At 41.2% G+C, this 19,357-nt stretch carries 26 protein-coding genes and 2 pseudogenes; 13 read left to right on the plus strand and 15 right to left on the minus strand.

Going from position 1 to position 19,357, the window contains the following annotated elements:
* Positions 1–460: 460 nt before the first annotated feature.
* Positions 461–1,255 (minus strand): sensor histidine kinase, encoded by a 795-nt coding sequence (locus tag KUH03_RS10880; protein ID WP_257096893.1) that lies wholly within the window; start codon positions 1,253–1,255, stop codon positions 461–463.
* The gene (locus KUH03_RS10885) at positions 1,255–1,497 is read right to left on the minus strand and encodes a hypothetical protein (RefSeq protein WP_257093252.1); all 243 of its coding nucleotides are present in this window, start codon (positions 1,495–1,497) and stop codon (positions 1,255–1,257) included. Before KUH03_RS10885 ends, KUH03_RS10880 begins: the two co-directional genes overlap by 1 nt.
* Positions 1,498–1,985: 488 nt before the next feature.
* Here KUH03_RS10885 and KUH03_RS10890 point away from each other — a divergent pair, with 488 nt between their 5' ends.
* From KUH03_RS10890 to KUH03_RS10930, 9 genes are all read left to right on the plus strand, one after another.
* A complete protein-coding gene (locus tag KUH03_RS10890) occupies positions 1,986–2,375 on the plus strand; it encodes a hypothetical protein (protein ID WP_257093254.1) in 390 nt (129 codons plus the stop codon).
* A 77-nt stretch (positions 2,376–2,452) separates the two neighbouring features.
* Positions 2,453–3,343, plus strand: a complete 891-nt coding sequence (locus tag KUH03_RS10895; protein WP_257093255.1) for a hypothetical protein — start codon at positions 2,453–2,455, stop codon at positions 3,341–3,343.
* Positions 3,344–3,447: 104 nt separating this feature from the next.
* Positions 3,448–3,864, plus strand: coding sequence for a hypothetical protein (locus tag KUH03_RS10900; RefSeq protein ID WP_257093257.1), 417 nt, complete (start codon positions 3,448–3,450; stop codon positions 3,862–3,864).
* Positions 3,865–3,953: 89 nt separating this feature from the next.
* Complete coding sequence (locus tag KUH03_RS10905) at positions 3,954–4,502, plus strand: hypothetical protein (RefSeq protein ID WP_257093259.1); 549 nt, start codon at positions 3,954–3,956, stop codon at positions 4,500–4,502.
* A complete protein-coding gene (locus KUH03_RS10910; protein WP_257096895.1) occupies positions 4,472–4,882 on the plus strand; it encodes an AsmA-like C-terminal region-containing protein in 411 nt (136 codons plus the stop codon). The genes KUH03_RS10905 and KUH03_RS10910 overlap by 31 nt, the downstream gene beginning before the upstream one ends.
* Positions 4,846–5,151, plus strand: coding sequence for a hypothetical protein (locus tag KUH03_RS10915; protein ID WP_257093261.1), 306 nt, complete (start codon positions 4,846–4,848; stop codon positions 5,149–5,151). Before KUH03_RS10910 ends, KUH03_RS10915 begins: the two co-directional genes overlap by 37 nt.
* Positions 5,152–5,330: 179 nt before the next feature.
* On the plus strand, positions 5,331–5,771 hold the full coding sequence (locus tag KUH03_RS10920) for a hypothetical protein (RefSeq protein WP_257093263.1): 441 nt from the start codon (positions 5,331–5,333) through the stop codon (positions 5,769–5,771).
* Positions 5,772–5,959: 188 nt separating this feature from the next.
* Positions 5,960–6,490: a hypothetical protein gene (locus KUH03_RS10925; RefSeq protein WP_257093265.1), complete on the plus strand. Its 531-nt coding sequence runs from the start codon at positions 5,960–5,962 to the stop codon at positions 6,488–6,490.
* Positions 6,491–6,674: 184 nt separating this feature from the next.
* Positions 6,675–7,208, plus strand: a complete 534-nt coding sequence (locus KUH03_RS10930) for a hypothetical protein (RefSeq protein WP_257093267.1) — start codon at positions 6,675–6,677, stop codon at positions 7,206–7,208.
* Between the two features lie 20 nt (positions 7,209–7,228).
* Here KUH03_RS10930 and KUH03_RS10935 read toward each other — a convergent pair whose 3' ends face one another.
* The 3 genes and pseudogenes from KUH03_RS10935 to KUH03_RS10950 form a co-directional block, all read right to left on the minus strand.
* The gene (locus tag KUH03_RS10935) at positions 7,229–7,546 is read right to left on the minus strand and encodes an NUDIX domain-containing protein (RefSeq protein WP_306429727.1); all 318 of its coding nucleotides are present in this window, start codon (positions 7,544–7,546) and stop codon (positions 7,229–7,231) included.
* 361 nt (positions 7,547–7,907) lie between these two features.
* Positions 7,908–8,641: pseudogene (locus KUH03_RS48505) on the minus strand (aspartate aminotransferase family protein); the annotation flags it as partial.
* Positions 8,642–8,723: 82 nt separating this feature from the next.
* Positions 8,724–9,035, minus strand: coding sequence for an aminotransferase class III-fold pyridoxal phosphate-dependent enzyme (locus KUH03_RS10950; RefSeq protein WP_257096899.1), 312 nt, complete (start codon positions 9,033–9,035; stop codon positions 8,724–8,726).
* Between the two features lie 221 nt (positions 9,036–9,256).
* Here KUH03_RS10950 and KUH03_RS10955 point away from each other — a divergent pair, with 221 nt between their 5' ends.
* The 4 genes from KUH03_RS10955 to KUH03_RS10970 all read left to right on the plus strand — a co-directional run bounded on the left by KUH03_RS10955 (position 9,257) and on the right by KUH03_RS10970 (position 11,996).
* Positions 9,257–9,688 (plus strand): winged helix-turn-helix domain-containing protein, encoded by a 432-nt coding sequence (locus KUH03_RS10955; protein ID WP_257093271.1) that lies wholly within the window; start codon positions 9,257–9,259, stop codon positions 9,686–9,688.
* Positions 9,685–9,864, plus strand: a complete 180-nt coding sequence (locus tag KUH03_RS10960; RefSeq protein WP_257093272.1) for a hypothetical protein — start codon at positions 9,685–9,687, stop codon at positions 9,862–9,864. Before KUH03_RS10955 ends, KUH03_RS10960 begins: the two co-directional genes overlap by 4 nt.
* Positions 9,865–10,068: 204 nt before the next feature.
* Positions 10,069–10,692, plus strand: coding sequence for a PLP-dependent aminotransferase family protein (locus tag KUH03_RS10965; RefSeq protein ID WP_257096901.1), 624 nt, complete (start codon positions 10,069–10,071; stop codon positions 10,690–10,692).
* Between the two features lie 305 nt (positions 10,693–10,997).
* Complete coding sequence (locus tag KUH03_RS10970) at positions 10,998–11,996, plus strand: beta-ketoacyl-ACP synthase III (RefSeq protein WP_120259534.1); 999 nt, start codon at positions 10,998–11,000, stop codon at positions 11,994–11,996.
* Positions 11,997–12,132: 136 nt separating this feature from the next.
* Here the strand turns inward: KUH03_RS10970 and KUH03_RS10975 are convergent, their stop codons facing one another.
* The 10 genes and pseudogenes from KUH03_RS10975 to KUH03_RS11020 form a co-directional block, all read right to left on the minus strand.
* On the minus strand, positions 12,133–12,438 hold the full coding sequence (locus tag KUH03_RS10975; protein ID WP_257093274.1) for a hypothetical protein: 306 nt from the start codon (positions 12,436–12,438) through the stop codon (positions 12,133–12,135).
* Positions 12,435–12,731: a hypothetical protein gene (locus KUH03_RS10980; protein ID WP_257093276.1), complete on the minus strand. Its 297-nt coding sequence runs from the start codon at positions 12,729–12,731 to the stop codon at positions 12,435–12,437. Before KUH03_RS10980 ends, KUH03_RS10975 begins: the two co-directional genes overlap by 4 nt.
* A 35-nt stretch (positions 12,732–12,766) precedes the next feature.
* Positions 12,767–13,579 carry a fimbrillin family protein gene (locus KUH03_RS10985; protein WP_257093278.1) on the minus strand — a complete coding sequence of 271 codons (813 nt, stop codon included), beginning with the start codon at positions 13,577–13,579 and terminating at the stop codon, positions 12,767–12,769.
* A gap of 20 nt (positions 13,580–13,599) precedes the next feature.
* Positions 13,600–14,297, minus strand: a pseudogene (locus tag KUH03_RS10990) (DNA/RNA non-specific endonuclease).
* Positions 14,298–14,389: 92 nt separating this feature from the next.
* A complete protein-coding gene (locus tag KUH03_RS10995) occupies positions 14,390–15,163 on the minus strand; it encodes a fimbrillin family protein (RefSeq protein WP_257093282.1) in 774 nt (257 codons plus the stop codon).
* 441 nt (positions 15,164–15,604) lie between these two features.
* The gene (locus KUH03_RS11000) at positions 15,605–15,928 is read right to left on the minus strand and encodes a hypothetical protein (protein ID WP_257093284.1); all 324 of its coding nucleotides are present in this window, start codon (positions 15,926–15,928) and stop codon (positions 15,605–15,607) included.
* Positions 15,925–16,734, minus strand: a complete 810-nt coding sequence (locus KUH03_RS11005; RefSeq protein ID WP_257093285.1) for a clostripain-related cysteine peptidase — start codon at positions 16,732–16,734, stop codon at positions 15,925–15,927. Before KUH03_RS11005 ends, KUH03_RS11000 begins: the two co-directional genes overlap by 4 nt.
* Positions 16,735–17,069: 335 nt before the next feature.
* A complete protein-coding gene (locus KUH03_RS11010; protein ID WP_257093286.1) occupies positions 17,070–17,324 on the minus strand; it encodes a hypothetical protein in 255 nt (84 codons plus the stop codon).
* An 88-nt stretch (positions 17,325–17,412) separates the two neighbouring features.
* Positions 17,413–18,693 (minus strand): multicopper oxidase family protein, encoded by a 1,281-nt coding sequence (locus KUH03_RS11015; RefSeq protein ID WP_257093288.1) that lies wholly within the window; start codon positions 18,691–18,693, stop codon positions 17,413–17,415.
* Entirely contained in the window at positions 18,654–19,343 is a 690-nt protein-coding gene (locus KUH03_RS11020) for a multicopper oxidase domain-containing protein (protein ID WP_257093290.1), read from the minus strand. The genes KUH03_RS11015 and KUH03_RS11020 overlap by 40 nt, the downstream gene beginning before the upstream one ends.
* Positions 19,344–19,357: the final 14 nt, after the last annotated feature.

Raw genomic sequence — 19,357 nt, forward strand, 5'->3', positions numbered from 1 at the left:
ATCGTCGTATCTTTCTTGGCGGTAGAATCTTTCGCAGAGGTAACAGTCTCTTTTTTTTCGTAAACCTACAGTTTGCAATACAGAACAAGATTGCATGAGGCCTGCCGAAAACAAGAGGCTAAGGGCTAGCTTGGTATAAGTGTTGTTCATTTAGAATAATTATTTCTGAGTGCTGTTTTTCAATAGCATACATGCATTTGTTGCACCCGGTTTGTTTTTCAATGGCATTGTAGTGATCATCTACTCCTGATAGCTCTCTTGTCAAGCGCTATTGAGCTGAAGATCATTTCATCCGAATAAGATTAGGTTAATCTTGCAATTAAATTCCTAGATCAGAAGCCAAATTTGTTAAAAATATTGTACAGAATCACCACGAAAGGGACGAGCCCGTATTTCTAACGTATGAACACGCGCATCGAAACTATGAACACGTGCTCAACAGACTTATCTTTACGCTATTTTAATGATCTAGCAAGGGTAAGTTGACAAAAAAGCGACCTTCTTCTGTTCCAAAGTCAAAACCATCCAACGTATAGTGGGCATACATAGATACCAAGTAATTAAGCCCATATCCTTCACCTTCCACCTCTGTCCCCTGTCGTGGCTGCCAATTGTTGCTTACTTTGATGATATTGGCGTCTGATAGATAAACAATATGGATCTCAAGTGGATTTTCCGTCGAAATCCGTGTATGTTTGATCGCATTTTCCACCAGCATCTGCAAGGCCAACCGTGGTAGCTTCGCTCCCATCACATCCATTGGAATGGAGATCTCCATATCCTTCAACGCTGTTCCAAAACGCACCTGCTGCAAAAAGAAATAAGCTTTTGCCAGTTCCAGTTCTTCTTGTAGCGAAGACCAGTCCGACTCGTCCGTACGCAGCATTTTACGATAGACCTTGGTCATCTTGCCAACGAATGACTTGGCCAGATCATTATCCTTACCGATCAGATATTGAAGTGAACCAAACGTATTGAACAAAAAATGTGGATTGATCTGTTGCCGCAATTGAACCAGACGCATCTGCGTATATTCATTTTCCTGCTGCAAAGCCATTAATTTGAGTTGCTGAATTTTGCGCCGCTCAAGCACATTAAAATAGATAAGTGCTATTGCTACAAGCATCAAACCAACTCCAAGTAAAATACTATAAGTCATCACCTCCTGGACTTCCTCCTCAATAGTCAACAACAAGACGCTTACCCGAATTTCACCACCCACAAAAATAATGGGACAGGGGTAGGAAGTAACCATCACATCCAACTTAGGTAATCCGACTTGACGATCTTTCCCTGTGTAATAATATTACTATCCTTTGGGCGCCCCCATTTTCGGCTTTCAGGTGAAACAATGCAGATCCCTTTATCGCTATATATTTCAAAATAAGCTCTTCTTCCAAAATAGAGATTGGCGAAATAAGCATTTAATTTTTCAATATCGACATAGACATGGTATAAGCGATGTTGTATTGTACGGGTTTTAAGCAGTATCCACATCTTATTGTCGACACGATCCAAGTGACTGGCCGGAACGAGGATAAGTAGGGAATCACGGCGGATATCCCCGATGGTAGGGCATCAACCAATCTTTTCTCAGACGTATATAGCTCCTGTTGTAACAATTCCAGCTGCTTATTCACCAGCAACATATTTTCATCGGCAAAATCTACCAATATTCTTTTATTCAGTCGATCTATTTTATGGTGGATAATACCGAGCAGTCCCCACCTATCAACAGCAACAAAAGCAAACAGAAAATCAGGATGGTACTATTTTTCTGTTCCGCATTTTTAAATCGAAAATTCACCCTGCAAAAATACAGGAAAATTTTCGAGCAATACAAAACTACCTGATAAGAAAGGACTTTGCCCACTCATTTGTCAATAAAAAACCACATATTTCTTTAGTAGTATCAAAATAAATCAGTCAATCAATGGACTTTAGCAATAATTTTCGGACTTTTGTAGCCACAAAAAAACAACACTGTGTCAAAAGCAACATTTCTAAAGCTTGCCAAACGAATCTCTATCGGGTTAGTAAGCTTCATAACACTATTCATTCTTTGTATATTATCCATTCCCTACATCTTCGAAAAAGAAGTAAACGACAAAGTTAAGTCGCTAGCAAACGAGCATATCAATGGGGAGCTCAACTATACAAAGGTCAGATTGACCTTCTTTGATCAATTCCCGCTATTGACTGCGTCAATGGATGATGTGTTGTTAAAGGGCTCGGAACCATTCAAAAAAGACACCCTGCTTGCAGCCAAACAGGTAAGCTTTGGGATTGACCTCATGAGCCTACTCAAATCAAAAATCATTATTGACAAGTTTATCGTTAACCAGGGAAGATCAATATTCTGGTTGATTCCTTAGGTAACGCCAACTACAACATATACAAGTCTACACCAACGGATTCCACAAAGACAAAGGATAATTCCGAGAGTAGCGCATTGGCCTTTCAACTGATTAAATTTGAAAAGACCAATCTGCATTACGAAGACCAATCTATTCCACTGTGGATTGATGCAAAAGATCTGGACTACGAGGGTAAAGGTGATCTGATGTCGAATATCTTTGATTTGAATACCAGAGCCAAGATTGCTGCTTTTTTTTTTTCTTTTGACAATGAACTCTATGTCGACAAAAAATCAATTGATGCCAACTTATTGACACGCATCAATACCGATAATTTATCATTCATATTCGAACGAAACGACATAAAAATAAACCAGCTACCAGTTCGGTTTCGAGGATTATTATCTTTTATATCGCACGGTTACCACCTGGATTTCAAGTTAAAATCCCAGGAGAGCACCCTGAGTGAATTGCTGTCTCTAGTTCCCAATAGTTACGCATCATGGATAAAAGATCTATCCGTCAAAGGCACTTCCGAAGTATTTGTGAATTTAATTGGCGACTATATTGTTGACAATAATGAGATGCCTGATTTATCCCTGGGACTAACCATCAACAACGGATATATGGCCTATAAACAATCCAATAATCCATTGACAGACTGGAACGCAAAATTAAAGATTGATCTTCCGGCATTAAATCCTGACTCGCTCCAGATTGACCTGAAACAATTTGACTTTAAAGTCGCATCAGGTTACTTCAACGCAAAAGGACAAATCTCAGGACTGCATCCAGTGACTGTACATGCGGATATGAAAAGCGACCTCGACCTGGGCATATTATATTCTTCACTACAATTCCCAGGTTTCTCTTTTGGCGGACGATGGAATCTTGATGCAAAAATCAACGACCTATGCCAAAGCAACCCGCAAAGTTGGTCTTCAAAAACGCGAGCAGGAGTATATCGCTTCCATACCGACATTTGATATCAAAAACACCCTCACAGACGGCCATTTCAAACTAGCTGATCTCCCAAAAGGACTTGACAAGATCGCTTATCGTCTCGAAGCAAAAAGATCCGGATGGCAAAATGAAAAGCGCATCCATTTCTATTCACGACATCTCGATTCAAGCACTCAGCAATTATATTAAAGGTTATGTTTCCATAACAGATTTCAATAAAATTGCGGTACAGTCTGATCTCAAAGCCTTATTCAATTTGGCCGATATCAAAAGCTTCTATCCAATCAAAGATATCGAACTGGCAGGGCTGATCGATGTAAACCTCAATGCAAAAGGTTATGTTGATCTTAAACGGAATATTTTTCCGGAAACCAATACTTCCATTGTGATGAAAGATGGGTTTATCAAATCCAAGGAGTATCCTATTCCCATGGAAAATATACATGTTGAAGCCTTCGTGAATAGTGAGAAGGGATCTTTACGTGATTTGAGCGTCAAGATACTACCCGTTTCATTTACCTTCGCGGGGAACCATTTTTCCTAAATGCAGATCTGCGCAATTTCAATAACATCAACTATAGCATTCAATCTAAAGGAAAACTCAACCTCGGTCCTATCTATAAGTTTTTCGCTTTGGACGGAACCAATGTTGATGGCTTTATCCATACAGATTTCAGTCTCAAAGGTCTTCAGAGCGATGCCACCGGCGGCCGTTATGCCAGACTCCATAATAGTGGACGCATCAACATCGGCAAGATCCAAGTACAGACAGATCTACTCCCTCAACCTATTGCAATCAAAAGTGGTGACTTTAGCTTCCATCAGGAGAAAATGAACTTTGACAGATTTCTGGTCAACTACGGCAGAAATTCGATCTCCGTAAAAGGTTACATGAATAATATCATCAATTATCTGACAAATAGCAACGCCGCTTTACAAGGACAGTTCACACTCAACAGTAAAAAAATCACCGTTGATGATTTCATGGTTTTCGCGAATAATCCTTCAGCAGCATCCTCTTCTTCTGAGACAGGTGTGGTCCTTTTGCCCAAAAATCTTGATGTTCAGGTGCTAGGTTTAGTCAACAATGTTTCTTACAACAACATGAACATCAGAGATTTCAAGGAGATCTACAGATCAAAGAAGGCAAACTGGCGCTCAACAATACCACTTTTGAACTAGCGGGATTAAAAGCAGCTATGAATGGAAATTATAGACCAATAAATCCCCGCAGAGCTGCATTCGACTACGCCGTAAAAGCAGACAGCTTTGATATTCAACGTGCCTATAAAGAAATACCAATGTTTAGAGAGATGGTGACTGCTGCCAAAAACGCACATGGCCTTGTATCACTGGATTATAAATTAGGCGGTTTATTAAATGGTAATATGCAGCCTGTGATGCCTTCCATTGTCGGTGAGGGTAGCCTGACCTTGAACCAGATTAAATTCAGAGGTTTCAAATTATTGAATGGCATTAGCGAATCCACCTCAAAAGAAAAATTGAAAGACGGTGAAGTGAAAAAGTGGTCATCAAATCGCATATCAAGAACAATGTCATGACCATCCAACGTACCAAAATGAAGATGATGGGATTCAGACCACGATTTGAAGGCCAGGTTACGCTTGATGGACGGATGAATCTCGGGTTCAGACTTGGACTGCCACCATTTGGAATCTTCGGAATCCCGATGCGTATCACTGGTACCGCCGATAATTTTCAACTTAAAATGGGAAAATACAAAGAGGAGGACCTCGACATGGACATGGACGATGAGGATAGCCAAGTATACAAAGAATCCCAAAAAGAAAAAACAGAGGCTGCAAAATAAGTTGGGCTTCGGTTGGAATACTAAAACCCATAAAATAAAGACTATAAATAAAAAGACAACAAACGTAATACAGATTTAATATTACGTTTATCCAAATAATAGTTGAATCATTTAGTTTCGCAATTAGCATACAAACTATTTGCTATTCGGATTGTATACGATTACATAAACCTACAACGATGATTCAAAGACAAACACTTGGATTGATTTTTATGCTTGCAGTGGCGAGCGTCAGCTGTCAGAAAAATGAAATAGCTCCAGCGCCCATAGAAACTGAAACAGCTTCGAAACTTAAAGCGAGCACAACTGCTGCAGCTGTCAGTGTCAACAATTATGTCAATACCAGTACCTATATCAATTCAGGATTCAGTTTTCTAAATCCTTCCCAAGTAAACAAAAACCGTCAGGCCATTGGCGGGAGTGCTTACACCGAGGTATATGGCTTCAATATTCCCGAAGAAAATCGGGTTCGGGGTATCCGGTGGAATAGTGATGATGAAACCACGGCCATCTGGCGGCCACAGGGTATTGCCGGATTCACAAAAGATGGAGTCCGTTATCTTTTGGTCAGCTGGTATGCTCGGAATAATGCTGAGCACAAAGGTTCCGCATTACCCTGATCGACATTAGCCCAAGTTCGAGTACCTATCTGACCTACCGCCATATCCTTCTGGTTCAACCCGATATTCCTAGCGGAACGACAAGCCATACACAATATGGCACTTATGCTCCACTTAAAGTACATGCTGGTGGAATCGCCTACTTCAAAGGAAAAATCTACCTGAGTAGCACAAATCTAGGCGTCAGGGTGTTCGATCTTGATAAAATTATTGAAGTAAGCACGGGTGATGATACTAGCGAGAAATGCGGAAAAGATGCCAATGGCAATTTATATGCATTCAACTATCGGTATATATTACCACAAATAGGATATCAAAAGATCAATAATGCCAGTCCCTTTTCAACTATTCAAGTCAATGATGAAGGAACCCAATTTTGGACAGGGCAATACTATGCCGGCAGTGCTGATGCCGCAATCGTACCCCAAGTTTTTGGCTTTCCCATTGATGCAGATGGTAAACTCCAAAACTCAGGTATTGTTACAGTTACACCAAAAACAGTCTATTTACTGATAACCATGCCCATGGAATCCAAGGTGTATTCCGAAAAGGAAACCGGACATGGCTATCCTGCACAGGATCTCCGAGCAATTCCTACGGATCCAATGCAAGATTGGCACGCTACAGCGATGGCGCAGATAACACCGTCCGTTACAGATGGCCCTATGGTGCCGAATCCCTATATTATGAAGCAACTTATGGTTATCTCTGGAGTCTGACCGAATTCGAACCCAATGCCGGGGCACAGAATGGCAGTCAAGTCAATCGCTGTATATTTGCCGTAGATTTTTCCAAATATGAATAGTCCTTCTTAACAGGTTGATGAACAAAATATAAATATCGTAATTTAAGAATGTAACGATATTTATTATCTTTAATACTGTATTTAAATCAATCGAAGCTATGCGTTATTTAACAAGTATACTATTTGCATTGTTGGCCATCTGCAGTTGGTCAAGTTTTAACACCGTTCAAAATCAGAAAAATCCATTATATGGAAAAATATTTCGGGAGATTAATGAAATTCCGGGATTGGCCAGCTATGCCCATGCATCAGGTGCAGTAATAGACGCAAGCAAAAGTGCAAGTGGTGACTATCGCTTTGCAGCGGGATATTATACCAGCGATAAAAACGGGATCTGTATTTTAAATGAACTGCTTGACGACAAGGAGAATGGAAAGGGCCAGGTAAAATATAAGATCTTGGATACAATCAATATTCGTAAGCTCAAAGCCAACGAACAACTTAGCCTTTGCAACTGTAGGGTAGGCAACAAATTTGACAGCGAAATCGTTGCTATCAGCGTTGTCGAGGAAGACAAAGAATATTTCAACAAGACCCTCAAAGCTTGGCGATTGAACACCAAGACTGGAAAGATAGATCCAATACAAAATACCAAAACAATCAATTGTGCCAATGAGGGCTATGGTATTTAAGCATAGCTATGGCCTTTAACTTAAATCAGGCCATCTGCTTTCAACCTATCAAAAACATGCAACACACCGATAACCTGAATAGGTTCGCGTAAATAATCTTCATGGGAGAAGTACTTCACTTCTCCTATTTCGTTACTTGGTTGTATCGTTTCCGTAAGTGGATACAGAAAACAATCCTGTTCCATGATCACCTCAGGGATCATACCATAGGCTGGAGCAGTAATATGGCAATAGTACGAAATCTTTTGTGGGTCAAGGTCTATGTTCAATTCCTCTGAAATCTCGCGTCGGAGTGATTGTAATGAATCCTCCCCTGCATCTATTTTACCACCCGGCAGGTACCAAGCTTTTTATTATTGCTATAGGCCAGTAATATTTTGTTATCCGCTATACTAATTAATCCGGCTGTTGGTAAACCCTTTGTAATTGTCGACATCTGCTTCCGTGTATCTATCTAATTAAAGTATCTGTTGTGAAATTACTTTTTGACGTCATTAATACAAGAAAAAGCTAAACTCACCCATTCAAAAGAATATCCCCTCAGACACGGTTCATTAATAGAATACCGCGTTGGAAAGCGACATGCAGTTCTTCACGAATTACAACTGATAGGCAATTTCCTTTATTTGCATAAAAGGCTGCAGTATACAGTTCTTCACTAGCTATCCCATGTGATAAGAACGGTTTTGGAAATAATGGCTATTTTTTTTTAAGCAATTTCTTTAAGCTCCTTAAAAAAATCTGTGCATGCTCCATTGTAAAGCTTAACGGTGGCAGTAGCCTTAATGTATAAGCACCGGCATATCCAGTAAAGATCTTCTCGTCAAATAGCAACTCCTGTCGCAGTTGTTGTATATCGGCATCAAACTCTACACCAATCATCAAGCCTTTACCCCTCACCTCAGCCACAGCAGCGATATCCTTCAATTCACTTATTAAAAAACCACCTACTTGCGCCGCATTATCAATCAGCTTTTCATCCCGGAGAACCTCCAATACCGCTATTGCAGTGGCGCAGGCCAGATGATTACCGCCAAAGGTCGTCCCCAATTGCCCCATGAGTGGATTGACAGCAGGAGAAATAATAGTCGCAGCCATAGGGAAACCGTTGGCTATTCCCTTCGCTACAGTAACTAGATCCCCTTTATTCCGGCATACTGGTGTGCGAAGAACTTTCCGGTACGGCCATACCCCGATTGGATTTCATCTAGAATAAGCAAGGTGCCTGTTTTTGTACAGATCGCTCTGACTTCCTGTAGAAATTCATCTGTGGTGACCTGAATTCCGCCTACCCCCTGAATCGGTTCCACAATCACTGCGCAATATGCCTCGGTTTCCAATTGTTTTCTCAAACTGGACAACTCATTGAATGGACTGAAAAAGTAATGACCATTATCATTTACAGCAGCACGGAGGCTCGTATTATCAGTCGCTGATACAGCACCGGAGGTTCTGCCATGAAAGGCATTAGATAAGGATAAGACCTTTTTCTCCCTGTAAAAAACGAGGCTAGTTTCAAGGCATTTTCATTTGCTTCAGCACCTGAATTCGAAAAAACACCGCATAGTCGGTGTATCCGCTCATCAGGCCCAATTGATGTGCCAGTTGATGCTGCAAGTCATTGTATATCGTATTCGAATAGAAGCCAATCTTGCCCAACTGTTGCAAGGTACTATCGACAACATGCGGATGTGTATGCCCCACAGCGACAACAGCATGCCCGCCATACATATCCAAATAGGCCTCGTGCTGATGGTCATATACGAAACAGCCAGCCGCACGTTCAATTTGGATATCCAATTTTTCAAATACAGGAAATGGTTTCATCAAATGGTCAAGATTTAGTTAAACCCAAAAATCAGATTAAATCTTTCCTTGTAGGTAGTCCAGGATCAATTTAAAGCAAATAGTCCAGTTACTACCACCAGAAGTAAACAGCTCATCTCAAACCCAATACCCGAACAACAAGTGCGATCGAATCATCGTAAAGGGTTTCAATCCAAAAGAACAATTGTATCTTTGGGTGAATTACCGAATAAAATTGACCCATGCTCAGACCCTGGAATTTGACGATGGAGATAGACCGATCTTCCACCAAGGCGATATATTTACAACTGGCAGATAGTATTGCCGCTGATATACAGTCAGGCAGACTGGCTTGTGGCACAGCCTTACCGAGCAGCAGGGCCCTCGCTACACAGTTGAAGCTAAACCGTAATACGGTTGTTGAAGCTATCCAACAGCTCCTAAGCGAAGGATGGGTCGTGAGTCAACAGCGGCGTGGGATTTTTGTGGCCCAACAGCTCCCGTCTTTGCTTTCCAAAGCTGAAAGTTCCACCAAAAGCCCCCTCTATCCACTCTTCAGACACCGTTGCGCATTATTTTCGATGATGGTAATCCAGACAGCAAGATTGCTCCGATCGACCAGCTCGGACGCGCTTATCGGCAAATTTTCAAGCGGAGTGCCCGATGGAAGATGATGGGCTACGCCGACCCAAGGGGACATATTGATTTTAGGCAAGCCATAGCCGACATGCTCAACCAGGAACGCAATATGAATATTACCCTGGACAATCTATGTATCAGTAGAGGAGCCAAATGGCCATGTATCTTATTGCACAATGTCTACTGGAGAAGGACGACTATATTTTTGTAGAGTCTCCTGGCTATCACGCTGCCTGGAAGATATTCGAGCATACCGGAGCAAAACTTATACAGATCCCTGTTGATACAGAGGGGATCATTGTCGAAGAAATGATCCCCATCTAAAGGATAAAAAAATAGCAAAGCTGTATACCTTACACCGCATCGACAATATCCGACAACAGCTACGTTAAGCCCCGCCCGTAGGTCAGAGCTGATTCAATTATCCAATGCATATGGATTCACGATTATCGAGGACGATTATGATTACGAATTTCATTTCGATCACACACCATACCACCCGCTGGCCTCGGCTGCTGAATTGCAACATTCGATCTACATCGGAACATTGAGCAAAGTCGTAGCCCCTGCACTTCGTATAGGCTATCTTGTCAGCAAAAATGAACATTTATTGCAAGCTATTGCTCAACTACGTTACCTCATCGATATACAAGGCGATAATATCATGGAGCAGGCTGTTTTGGAACTTATTCAGGACGGCACCGTAAGAAGACATATCCGCAAAGCAACCAACTATTACCGAGGCAAGCGTGACTTTATGGTCAAGCAACTGGATCTCCATTTATCAGAGCATGTAAGTTACCATTGTCCGCAAGGTGGACTAGCCGTCTGGCTGGCGTTCAAACATCAGGTAGACTGGACATTGCTCTTCAAAAAGCTGAAAGAAAAATCCATTCATATTCCCCATCCCGACAACTATCATAAAGACGATAGTTACGGTGGCTTGCGTCTAGGTTATGGATCCATTTCCGAAGAGCTGATCGAAGAGGGAATCAGGGGCTTGGCGGAGCTGCTCAAACTTGCCCGGATTTCTGGATAAGTGCGCTAATACGCTAAAAATTGCTAGACCGTTTTGATCTTTTGAAAAGATTAAAAAGATTAAAATTTCGACAAATACAGCACCAACAGCATATAATTTCGCTTGATCAAGACCGATTAAAAGAATAGTATAGGATAAAAGTTAAAAACGGTTAATTTTATTCAAAAACGTAATTATTTTGTCAAAAACCTATCTTTTCAGCCTTTAGTTGTACAAATTAACCGTAGTTTTACGGCGCAAAATCTCAACTTGACTAATTTGTAAGATTTGGCTGTAGAAAAAGAGAGAAAAGAGTACATTATTTTATGACTGAAAGAATACCGAGCAGGCCGTATGCAGCAATAACTGGGGTTGGTGGATATATCCCACCAAACAGAAGATCCAATACCGATTTAGAGCAGTTTTGCGAGACCTCCGATGAATGGATTATCAAACGTACGGGAATTAAGGAGCGAAGGATATTGGATGAAAATCTTGCCACATCGGACATGGCCGTCAAAGCCATTCAGGATCTAGCAAAACAATATAATAAAGATTTGCGGGATGTAGATGCGCTTATCGTAGCAACATCTACACCAGATATGCCTATGCCAGCAACGGCCAATATTATTCTCGAAAAATTGGGGCTGACCAATGTATGGGCATTTGATGTCAATGCCGCTTGTTCAGGTTTCCTTTATGCGTTGGATATGGCTTCGTCGCTCGTGGAGACACAACGTTACAAAAATGTGCTTGTTGTCGGCGCAGATAACATCAGTACTTATGTCGATCTAAAAGACCGTTCTACTAATATTCTATTCGGAGATGGCGCTGGCGTAATTTGGCTTGAACCTTCAATTGAGGGTGGTGTTATGGATGCCTACCTGCGTAGCAATGGTGCTGGACGTGAATTTTTGAAGATCGAAGCCGGTGGTTCCCTCTACCCGATCGACAGCAACCTACCCGTAAATGACAACCGTTTTCTCAAACAAGATGGCAAAACAGTCTTCAAACATGCTGTTCAATCGATGAGTGATGCCTGCAATACTGTTTTACAGCGCAACAACTTAAAAATTGAAGATATCAACTGGTTAATTCCACATCAAGCCAACCAACGTATCATCGATGCGGTTGGTCGTAGTCTCAATATTCCTGAAGATAGAGCACTTAGTAATATCGAATATCTAGGTAATACCATAGCAGCGACAATCCCTTTGTGTATCTGGCAGAATATTAAAAAACTGAATACTGGAGACTTAGTGATGCTTACTGCTTTTGGGGCAGGATTCTCTTGGGGAGCAAGTCTATTTAAATGGATGATTTAAACCATCAAAACCCGCTCTGTTTAAAGAACCGGAACAACATAAAGAAAGCGCCAGAAACAAACAATTTCTGGCGCTTTTTGTTTATATTTTTTTCGGCGAGATAGATTCTATCTATCACGTTAAATAGCAGCTCTTCTTATTTATTTGTACCAGTAATGACAATGTTATCCAAACGTAAACCCAAACTATTGGCGCTGGCTGCTCCATAAAACTCAACCGTATTGCTAGCTATGGCAGGAATGTTGCCCACAACCTCCAATGTGTAAAATTTATTTCCGTCAGTAGATCCTACTATCGGCTGATCTGTAACTCCGTATTCAACACCATTAACCTTTACTTTCATGATATTCAAATTGCCGGTATTGGTTCCAGTGATATTTGCAGCAGCATCAAATTTAATCTTCAATTTCGTATAGCCCGAAACAGCAATTCCGGCAATCATGAGTGAAGCATCTTTATTGGCCGGTAACCAGACATGTGCATTTGTCCCTCGCCATAGGTAGAAATTGTACGTAAGTCTGCTGTACCATAGCTATCTGTAAAACTTAGGGTCTTGTTATCAAAGTTGCTGTATGTCGCTATTTTTGGCCGCGCTGTACTTGATATAGTTCCCGTACCAAAAGTTTCAGTAACAAGCACTTTATCCTCACCTGCTGGCGGATTGACTTCATCGTCCTGACCAACTGTGTAAGAACCAGATGGGACATTATTCCAGTCAGTAATCGTCGCGGTCAACGCAACAGCCTGAGGTGTTGCTGTTCCATCATTTTTCAGTTCGATCGCATAGGTATATTTTTTCCCTGCTCAAATTTTGTAGCGGTTGGCAGTGTTAATTTGAAAATACCTGTAGCCAACCTAAAGGTCACTACTTTACCTGAGGCATCTTCAACCGGCAAAACAATCGCTTCAGAAATTAAAGCATTATTGACGGTACCGGTTTTTGCAACAATGTCACCTACCTCGGTCTGTGTTCCCAACGTGCCTGTGGCAAGATCAAAATTAGCTTTTGTATTTAAACCAGCAATAGTCGCGCTTAAACCTGTCAGATCAGTAATACCAGCACCTGCTTTAATGGTGAACTCGATTTTAGCTAATTGGTGGATAAAGTTTAAGTTAGCGGCTGTACTTGTTTTATTTAGACCTGTAGCGTTGTTGGCATATAATAGATCTATTGCACTCTGATTACTTTGATTGTTGACATCAACTGAATAAATCGTATTTGCAAGATTCTGTCTAAAAGGATAGTAGGCAATAAAATCTACATTGCTCCCATTTTCAGGGTAATATAGCGTCTGATCGGACGAAGAAGCTGCAAATTGTCCGTCTCCTGCCGTATTGTATTTTTTGTTGGCAGCGAGCACATTGCTAAATCCATTACCGGTTTTCATAAAAACACCGATTGCATCATTTGTTTCCCAAACGTCGTTGACGGCCTTGGTTTTGATCTGACCATTGATTGATGATGCAAATTTGATACCTGTAGCGATTTCAGTTCCGGTCCCCGTCGACCCTTCTTTTTTACACGAGCCGAACAGAACAAACAGCATAACAGCTGCTGCAGATAGAATTTTTTTATTTTTCATGTCGTTATTATTTTTCTTATTTATTTCCAGATGTTAGTGTCAATTGTTTCTTTTAGGTTTCCGGCCAATTGGGGAAAGAATGTAAACCCGGTCTCTTTTTCCAAATCACTTACATTGACGCGATAGCTGTTATAGTTGCTGGTCGATGGAATAATCTGGTTATTGATGCGAAATCCGATCGTGTAATAATTATTGCCTTTTTCATCGCAAGAGCCTTGTAATAATATTTAGGAATGGCTGACCCTTTTAAATAAGTGATATTTTGATCGTTTGCAGAGGTAATCGCTGCTCCGGTCACCACATAAAGCGTGTCACATTGTGCGGTCCAAACCCGTACTTGCTGTTCCAGGTTGTTCCAGATTCCCTGATTCATCGATGAAATCTGGGCCGTCATATTGGAGTAATAGAAGGTGGTCGCATTAAGGTCTCTGCTCGCTGTGCGGTCTCCGCTGGGAATCTGATGACCACGGTCGTAGCCGTTGCCAAAGGAGCTGCTCAAATCAACCTGAAAGCTTGCAGCGATCGACGGATCAAAAGCCCATGCATCAGAACGTCCCGAACCACCGATGTATGAAGTATGCATGGGATAGGCGACCCAATATGCCATTTTATATCTCTTATCGTATAACATGGCATAGTTACGTACATCAGATTTGCCAGGGTAGGGATGTGCCACATATAGGATATTATCGTCGGTTTTTACAAGCGGAGTTTCCATGTAACCATATTTTACCGGCGGATTGACCTCCGTTTCCTGGTCAAGGCTATAACTTCCGGATGGAACCGTATTCCAATTGGTAATCGTTGCATTTAGCGCCACCGCTGTAGCTGTACTACCCGCCCCTTAAGCTCTATTTCATAACTATATTTTTTACCCTTCTCGAATTTTGTACCCGCAGGTAGAGTCCAGGTGAATGTTTTTGTACCAATGGCAAAAACAACTTTGGTATTGGTCTCATCGGTCGTAGGGATCAATATTGCTTCTGAAACAGCGGTACCAGCAGCAATACTCGTCTTAGTCAAAATTGTAGCTGTTGGGTTCTGAACATTGATGACACCTGCAGATAGATCAAAATCGGCTTTCGATTTTACACCAACGATACTAGTCGTCAGGTTATTCAGATCTGGCACACCCGCTCCGTTCTTAATCGTAATCTGAACTTTAGCTAGCTGATGGGCGAAAATTAAATTAGCAGCTGTGGTTGTTTTGCTCAGACCAATCGCATTAGTCGAATACATCAGATCAATTGCAGCCTGATTACTTTGGTTTTCGATGTCTACAGGATAGCTATTATTGACCAGTTGTTGTTTGAATGGATAATAGGCAACAAAATCTACTGTACTCCCGTTCTCGGGGTAGAAAAGTGTCTGGTCTGTAGCTGCAGCTTTAAATGCACCATCCCCTGTTGTATTGTAATTTTTGTTTGCGGACAGTACATTTGTCAGTCCATCTCCCGTCTTCATAAAAACGCCGATCGCATCATTGGCATCCCACTTACTTTCCGCAGCCTTCGTTTGGATATCGCCATCAATGGATGCGGAAAATTGGGCCGCAATACGATTGTCCTTAACAATTTCCGGCACAATGGTGTTATCCTTTTACAGGCTGTAGCTAATAGAAAGAGCGCAGCAATCGATGCAACATGTAAATTTCTAATTTTCATTATTTACTTGATTATGTTAAAAATTGACTTTTATTTATGAGGGTTAATGCGAACATTTTGGAGCAATCGTTACTGCTTTAAATTCATAAACAGTAATCAACACCCTGCTAGCAATATATTATAATGGACAGCTGTAAAATAAACCATTAGAAATATAAATAGAGTTAATACAAAAACAATTTTATATTAATAATATAAAGAAATACGACCTATTGATAACTTAATATTAACAATAGACTACAACATAAAAGCTCGAAGAACAAATTTTATAAAAATCAATACCGGGGGTAAAAATAGAAAATACGCTATTGGGATAAGCCTGAGATTACAAGAGTCTGGACGATATTATTTATCCCTGTCGTTATTCCTTAACAAAGGAATCAAAACCGCTATCCTTCGCCCATTGTAGGGACTTATAGTAAGGATGCACCCATTTATTGCGATCGTCTGGGACGTAACAGGATAGGCCTGAAAACTTTAAGATCGGTTTCCCTAAAAATGTAGGTGTATGTGCTTTATAAATGACCAGTTTAGCAACAACACGATCAATGTCTGCTGTTGCCGAAGAAGCTATATTTTGATGGGTAAAATCAAGGAAGTCAAACCCTGCCGATAGTGATTTTTCATCAAGATCCAATCGCTGTAGCCCCTCTCGATAGATGGTACCAAGTGGGTGTTGGATCAATATTTTTTCATTTCGCCTGCAAGCTCAGTCCAATGGCTATTATTGATGACAGCGATGGTCGCCGAGCGATATTGGCCCGATAGCTGATCATAAAATGTAAAATACGATGCTGCAGCAGACTTTACCCCGCTTTCAAGGTCTGGATTGATCAAGTGTTTTAAAACCTGTTGATAAGGCATACTTGTCGATAGCACTTCGGTCGGAGAAGCTATGGTATATCGAGCTTTATCCCGTAGTTGATAGAGCACTTCTACACTGCCCATTGAGCAGGCATCAAACATTAAAAAATCAAGACCAGTAGGTAAGATCGACTCCAGATCTTTCAGGTCAGTCTTACGTCCTTTATCATTATTAAAAGACATTAATTTAACCGGTGCATCAGGCAACCAGTTCGTCGCATGGGACCATAATATAAGTCCTGTAGTCCTATCAGCAACATAGCCTTGCATCGTCCCCAGAATTTCCTTCATAACAGCAGGGTTTGCTGAATTATGAGGCTCATAAGATTTAATTACCTGGCTCTTTATATCAGGCCCTTGATCCGCAACAATTTTATAGATTTTAGGCGCCGTTCCTGCCAATGTCGCATAGACATAGATATCAGCATCCAAACCGCTTAGCCCCTCTTCCATTGCATTGATACTATTGTAGGCGTCCGAGACCAGATTGTTATTGGCCCCCATATAAACTAAAATAGCACGATTGCCGCTTTTGACAGCCAGCTCTTCTTTATCGTTACAGCTACTGAAAAGAGCAAGAGCCAAAAGCCCATGTAAAAGGAAAAGCTGCATACAAGTTACATTCATCTAAAATCTATCAAGATCATTTCAAACTTACATAAAAGCAATTACTATTGTGCTTTGATAACAATTTCATAACATAGGATCTGTCACGAGGGTTCTTTGATTAAATTGGTTTAGAAGCATCTCTTGTAAAAGTTTATCCTAAACAACAGCAGCATTATAATTTATATATTAGTGATGAATTATATTGGAGAAGTCTTTTGAGAGAAACAAACATAATAGAAGGCGTATTAAAATTTCCAAAGGGTTTATTGAAATAGACATGTAATCGAGAATCTAATAAAAAAACAGGGTATCTCATGATGAGATACCCTGTTTTTTCTGCTTTAATAAGCCTTTTAATAATTCAACGATAAGCCCACACCAAAGCCCATATCACTATCGTAATGTGTTCTGAAGGCCATATTCTTCGTGATGATATAATTCAGTCCGGCCATATATTCAAGATCCGAATTGACCATAAAATCGCCACGTATTCTTCGTGAAATCGGGATATCTTCGCGCATCATCTGCAATCGGACAATACCATCATGGTATACTTCAGCTTGAAAATTCACCAGCATCGGCAGCGTATACATAAAACCCAGGCTCACCGCTTTGCGGCTATCTTTTTATTTGCCTGACCGAAGATATTCTTTTCATGTTCATCGTCGCCCATTCGGCGGTAACGGTAATCAAAACCTACAAAAGGCATAAACCACTGCATTTTTCAAAAAAACGTCCCAAGTGTGTCTCCACCTCGTAACCATGCATATCGTTGTACCCCAGTCGCCATTCCGATCCCAGTTGCCAGCGCGCATTTTGGAACATTGCCTGACCATCATTTCCATTAGTTGCAAAGTCATTCTGCGCCATAAAATGCGTCATATTACTTTCATGTTGCAGCTCCTTATATGCTTTGGCTTTATCCGGTAAATAGGGATTTTTATAGTCATCCACAGCAAATACCCGGTTCATTCCGGCCATCATATGGTATAAGATATGGCAGTGAAAAAACCAATCTCCTTCTTCATTTGCCAAAAATTCTATGGTATCTGTTTCCATTGGCATGATATCGACCACATTTTTCAATGGAGCTTTTGCACCTTTGCCATTCAGTAATCTAAAGTCAAAGCCATGCAAATGGATCGGGTGGCGCATCATGGAATTATTGTAGATGGTAATCCGCAGTACTTCCCCTTTCTTCACCGGAATCTTATCCGTTTCTGAAAGAATTTTATTATCCATGCTCCACACATAACGGCTCATATTTCCTGTAAGGGTAAATTTAAGATCCCGCACAGGAGCGTTCTTCGGCAATTCGGTCTCATGGGGAGATTCCAGCATTGCATAATTCAATGTGACAATATCACCCAGTGCATTCGCATTGTAACGGTTTGGGTCCTCTTCCGTCTTCATCTTCCCATGATCCATACCACTATGCTTGCTGTGATCTTCCTTTTTCTTTCCATCTCCGGTAATTTCAGAATACATGACTACATTCATATCCATCTGATTCAGGCTCATATTCATGCCCATATCGTTTAGATTACCATCCATCTTCATCATGTCATTCATCATCTTCATTCCCTCAAAATATTTGAGACGAGGGAGTGGTGAAATCAATTGCTTAATGCCATTACCCACAAAATAACTTGCCGATTGGGTCCGATCCTCGGTTGTCGCCATAAACTCGTAGGACGTCCCTTCATTCGGGATCGTCACGACCACATCGTAGGTCTCCGATACAGCGATCATCAGTCTGTCCACCTCCACAGGTACCACATCATTCCCGTCGTTTGCAACTACGGTAATTTTCCCACCCGCATAGCGCAACCAAAAATAAGATGAGGCACCACCATTGGAAATCCGCAAACGTACCTTGTCTCCCGCTTTCAATTTCTTTCCATCTACTTCCTTTAGATCCGTAGAATGGGCACCATTCAACAGGATCTTGTCGTAGTACACATCACTGACATCCATGGCGAGCTGACGCTTCCATTCATTGGTGATTTTCGTTCCAAACTTACCCTCTTTGATCGCCTCCGCGTAAGATTGGGTAGCCCCTTTTTAATAGCTGCCCAGTCATTTCCCGTATGGAGCATCCGCTGGATATTATCTGGATTATAATTTGTCCATTCACTTATGATTAATGGAATAGTCGGTAAATCATCTATTCCTTTGCGAAAAGTCTTGTCATCCGCACGTTTGTTCAAAATAAGGCTACCATACATGCCGATCTGTTCCTGCAAGCCCGAATGCGAATGATACCAGTGCGTCCCGTGTTGAATAATCGGGAAACGATAGGTATAAGTTGAGTTCGGCTTAATCGGCTCCTGCGTTAGATGCGGTACACCATCCTCTTTGTTTGGCAAAAAGATACCATGCCAGTGCAGCGATGTACTTTCTTTCAACTCGTTGTGAACCACAATTTCCGCAGTATCTCCCTCAGTAAATGTCAACGTCGGCATAGGGATCTGCCCATTTACGGAAATAGCCCGTTTTGCTTTGCCTGCATAATTCACAATGGTGTCCCGAACATACAGTTCGTGACGCACCACCTTCTGTGCAAACACAGCAGCCTGTGTCATCAATAGTAAAACAATTATTAATATATTTCTCTTATTACTCATTTTCATGCGATTAC

Source organism: Sphingobacterium sp. E70, from assembly GCF_019285695.1.
GTDB classification, from domain to species: Bacteria; Bacteroidota; Bacteroidia; order Sphingobacteriales; family Sphingobacteriaceae; genus Sphingobacterium; species Sphingobacterium detergens.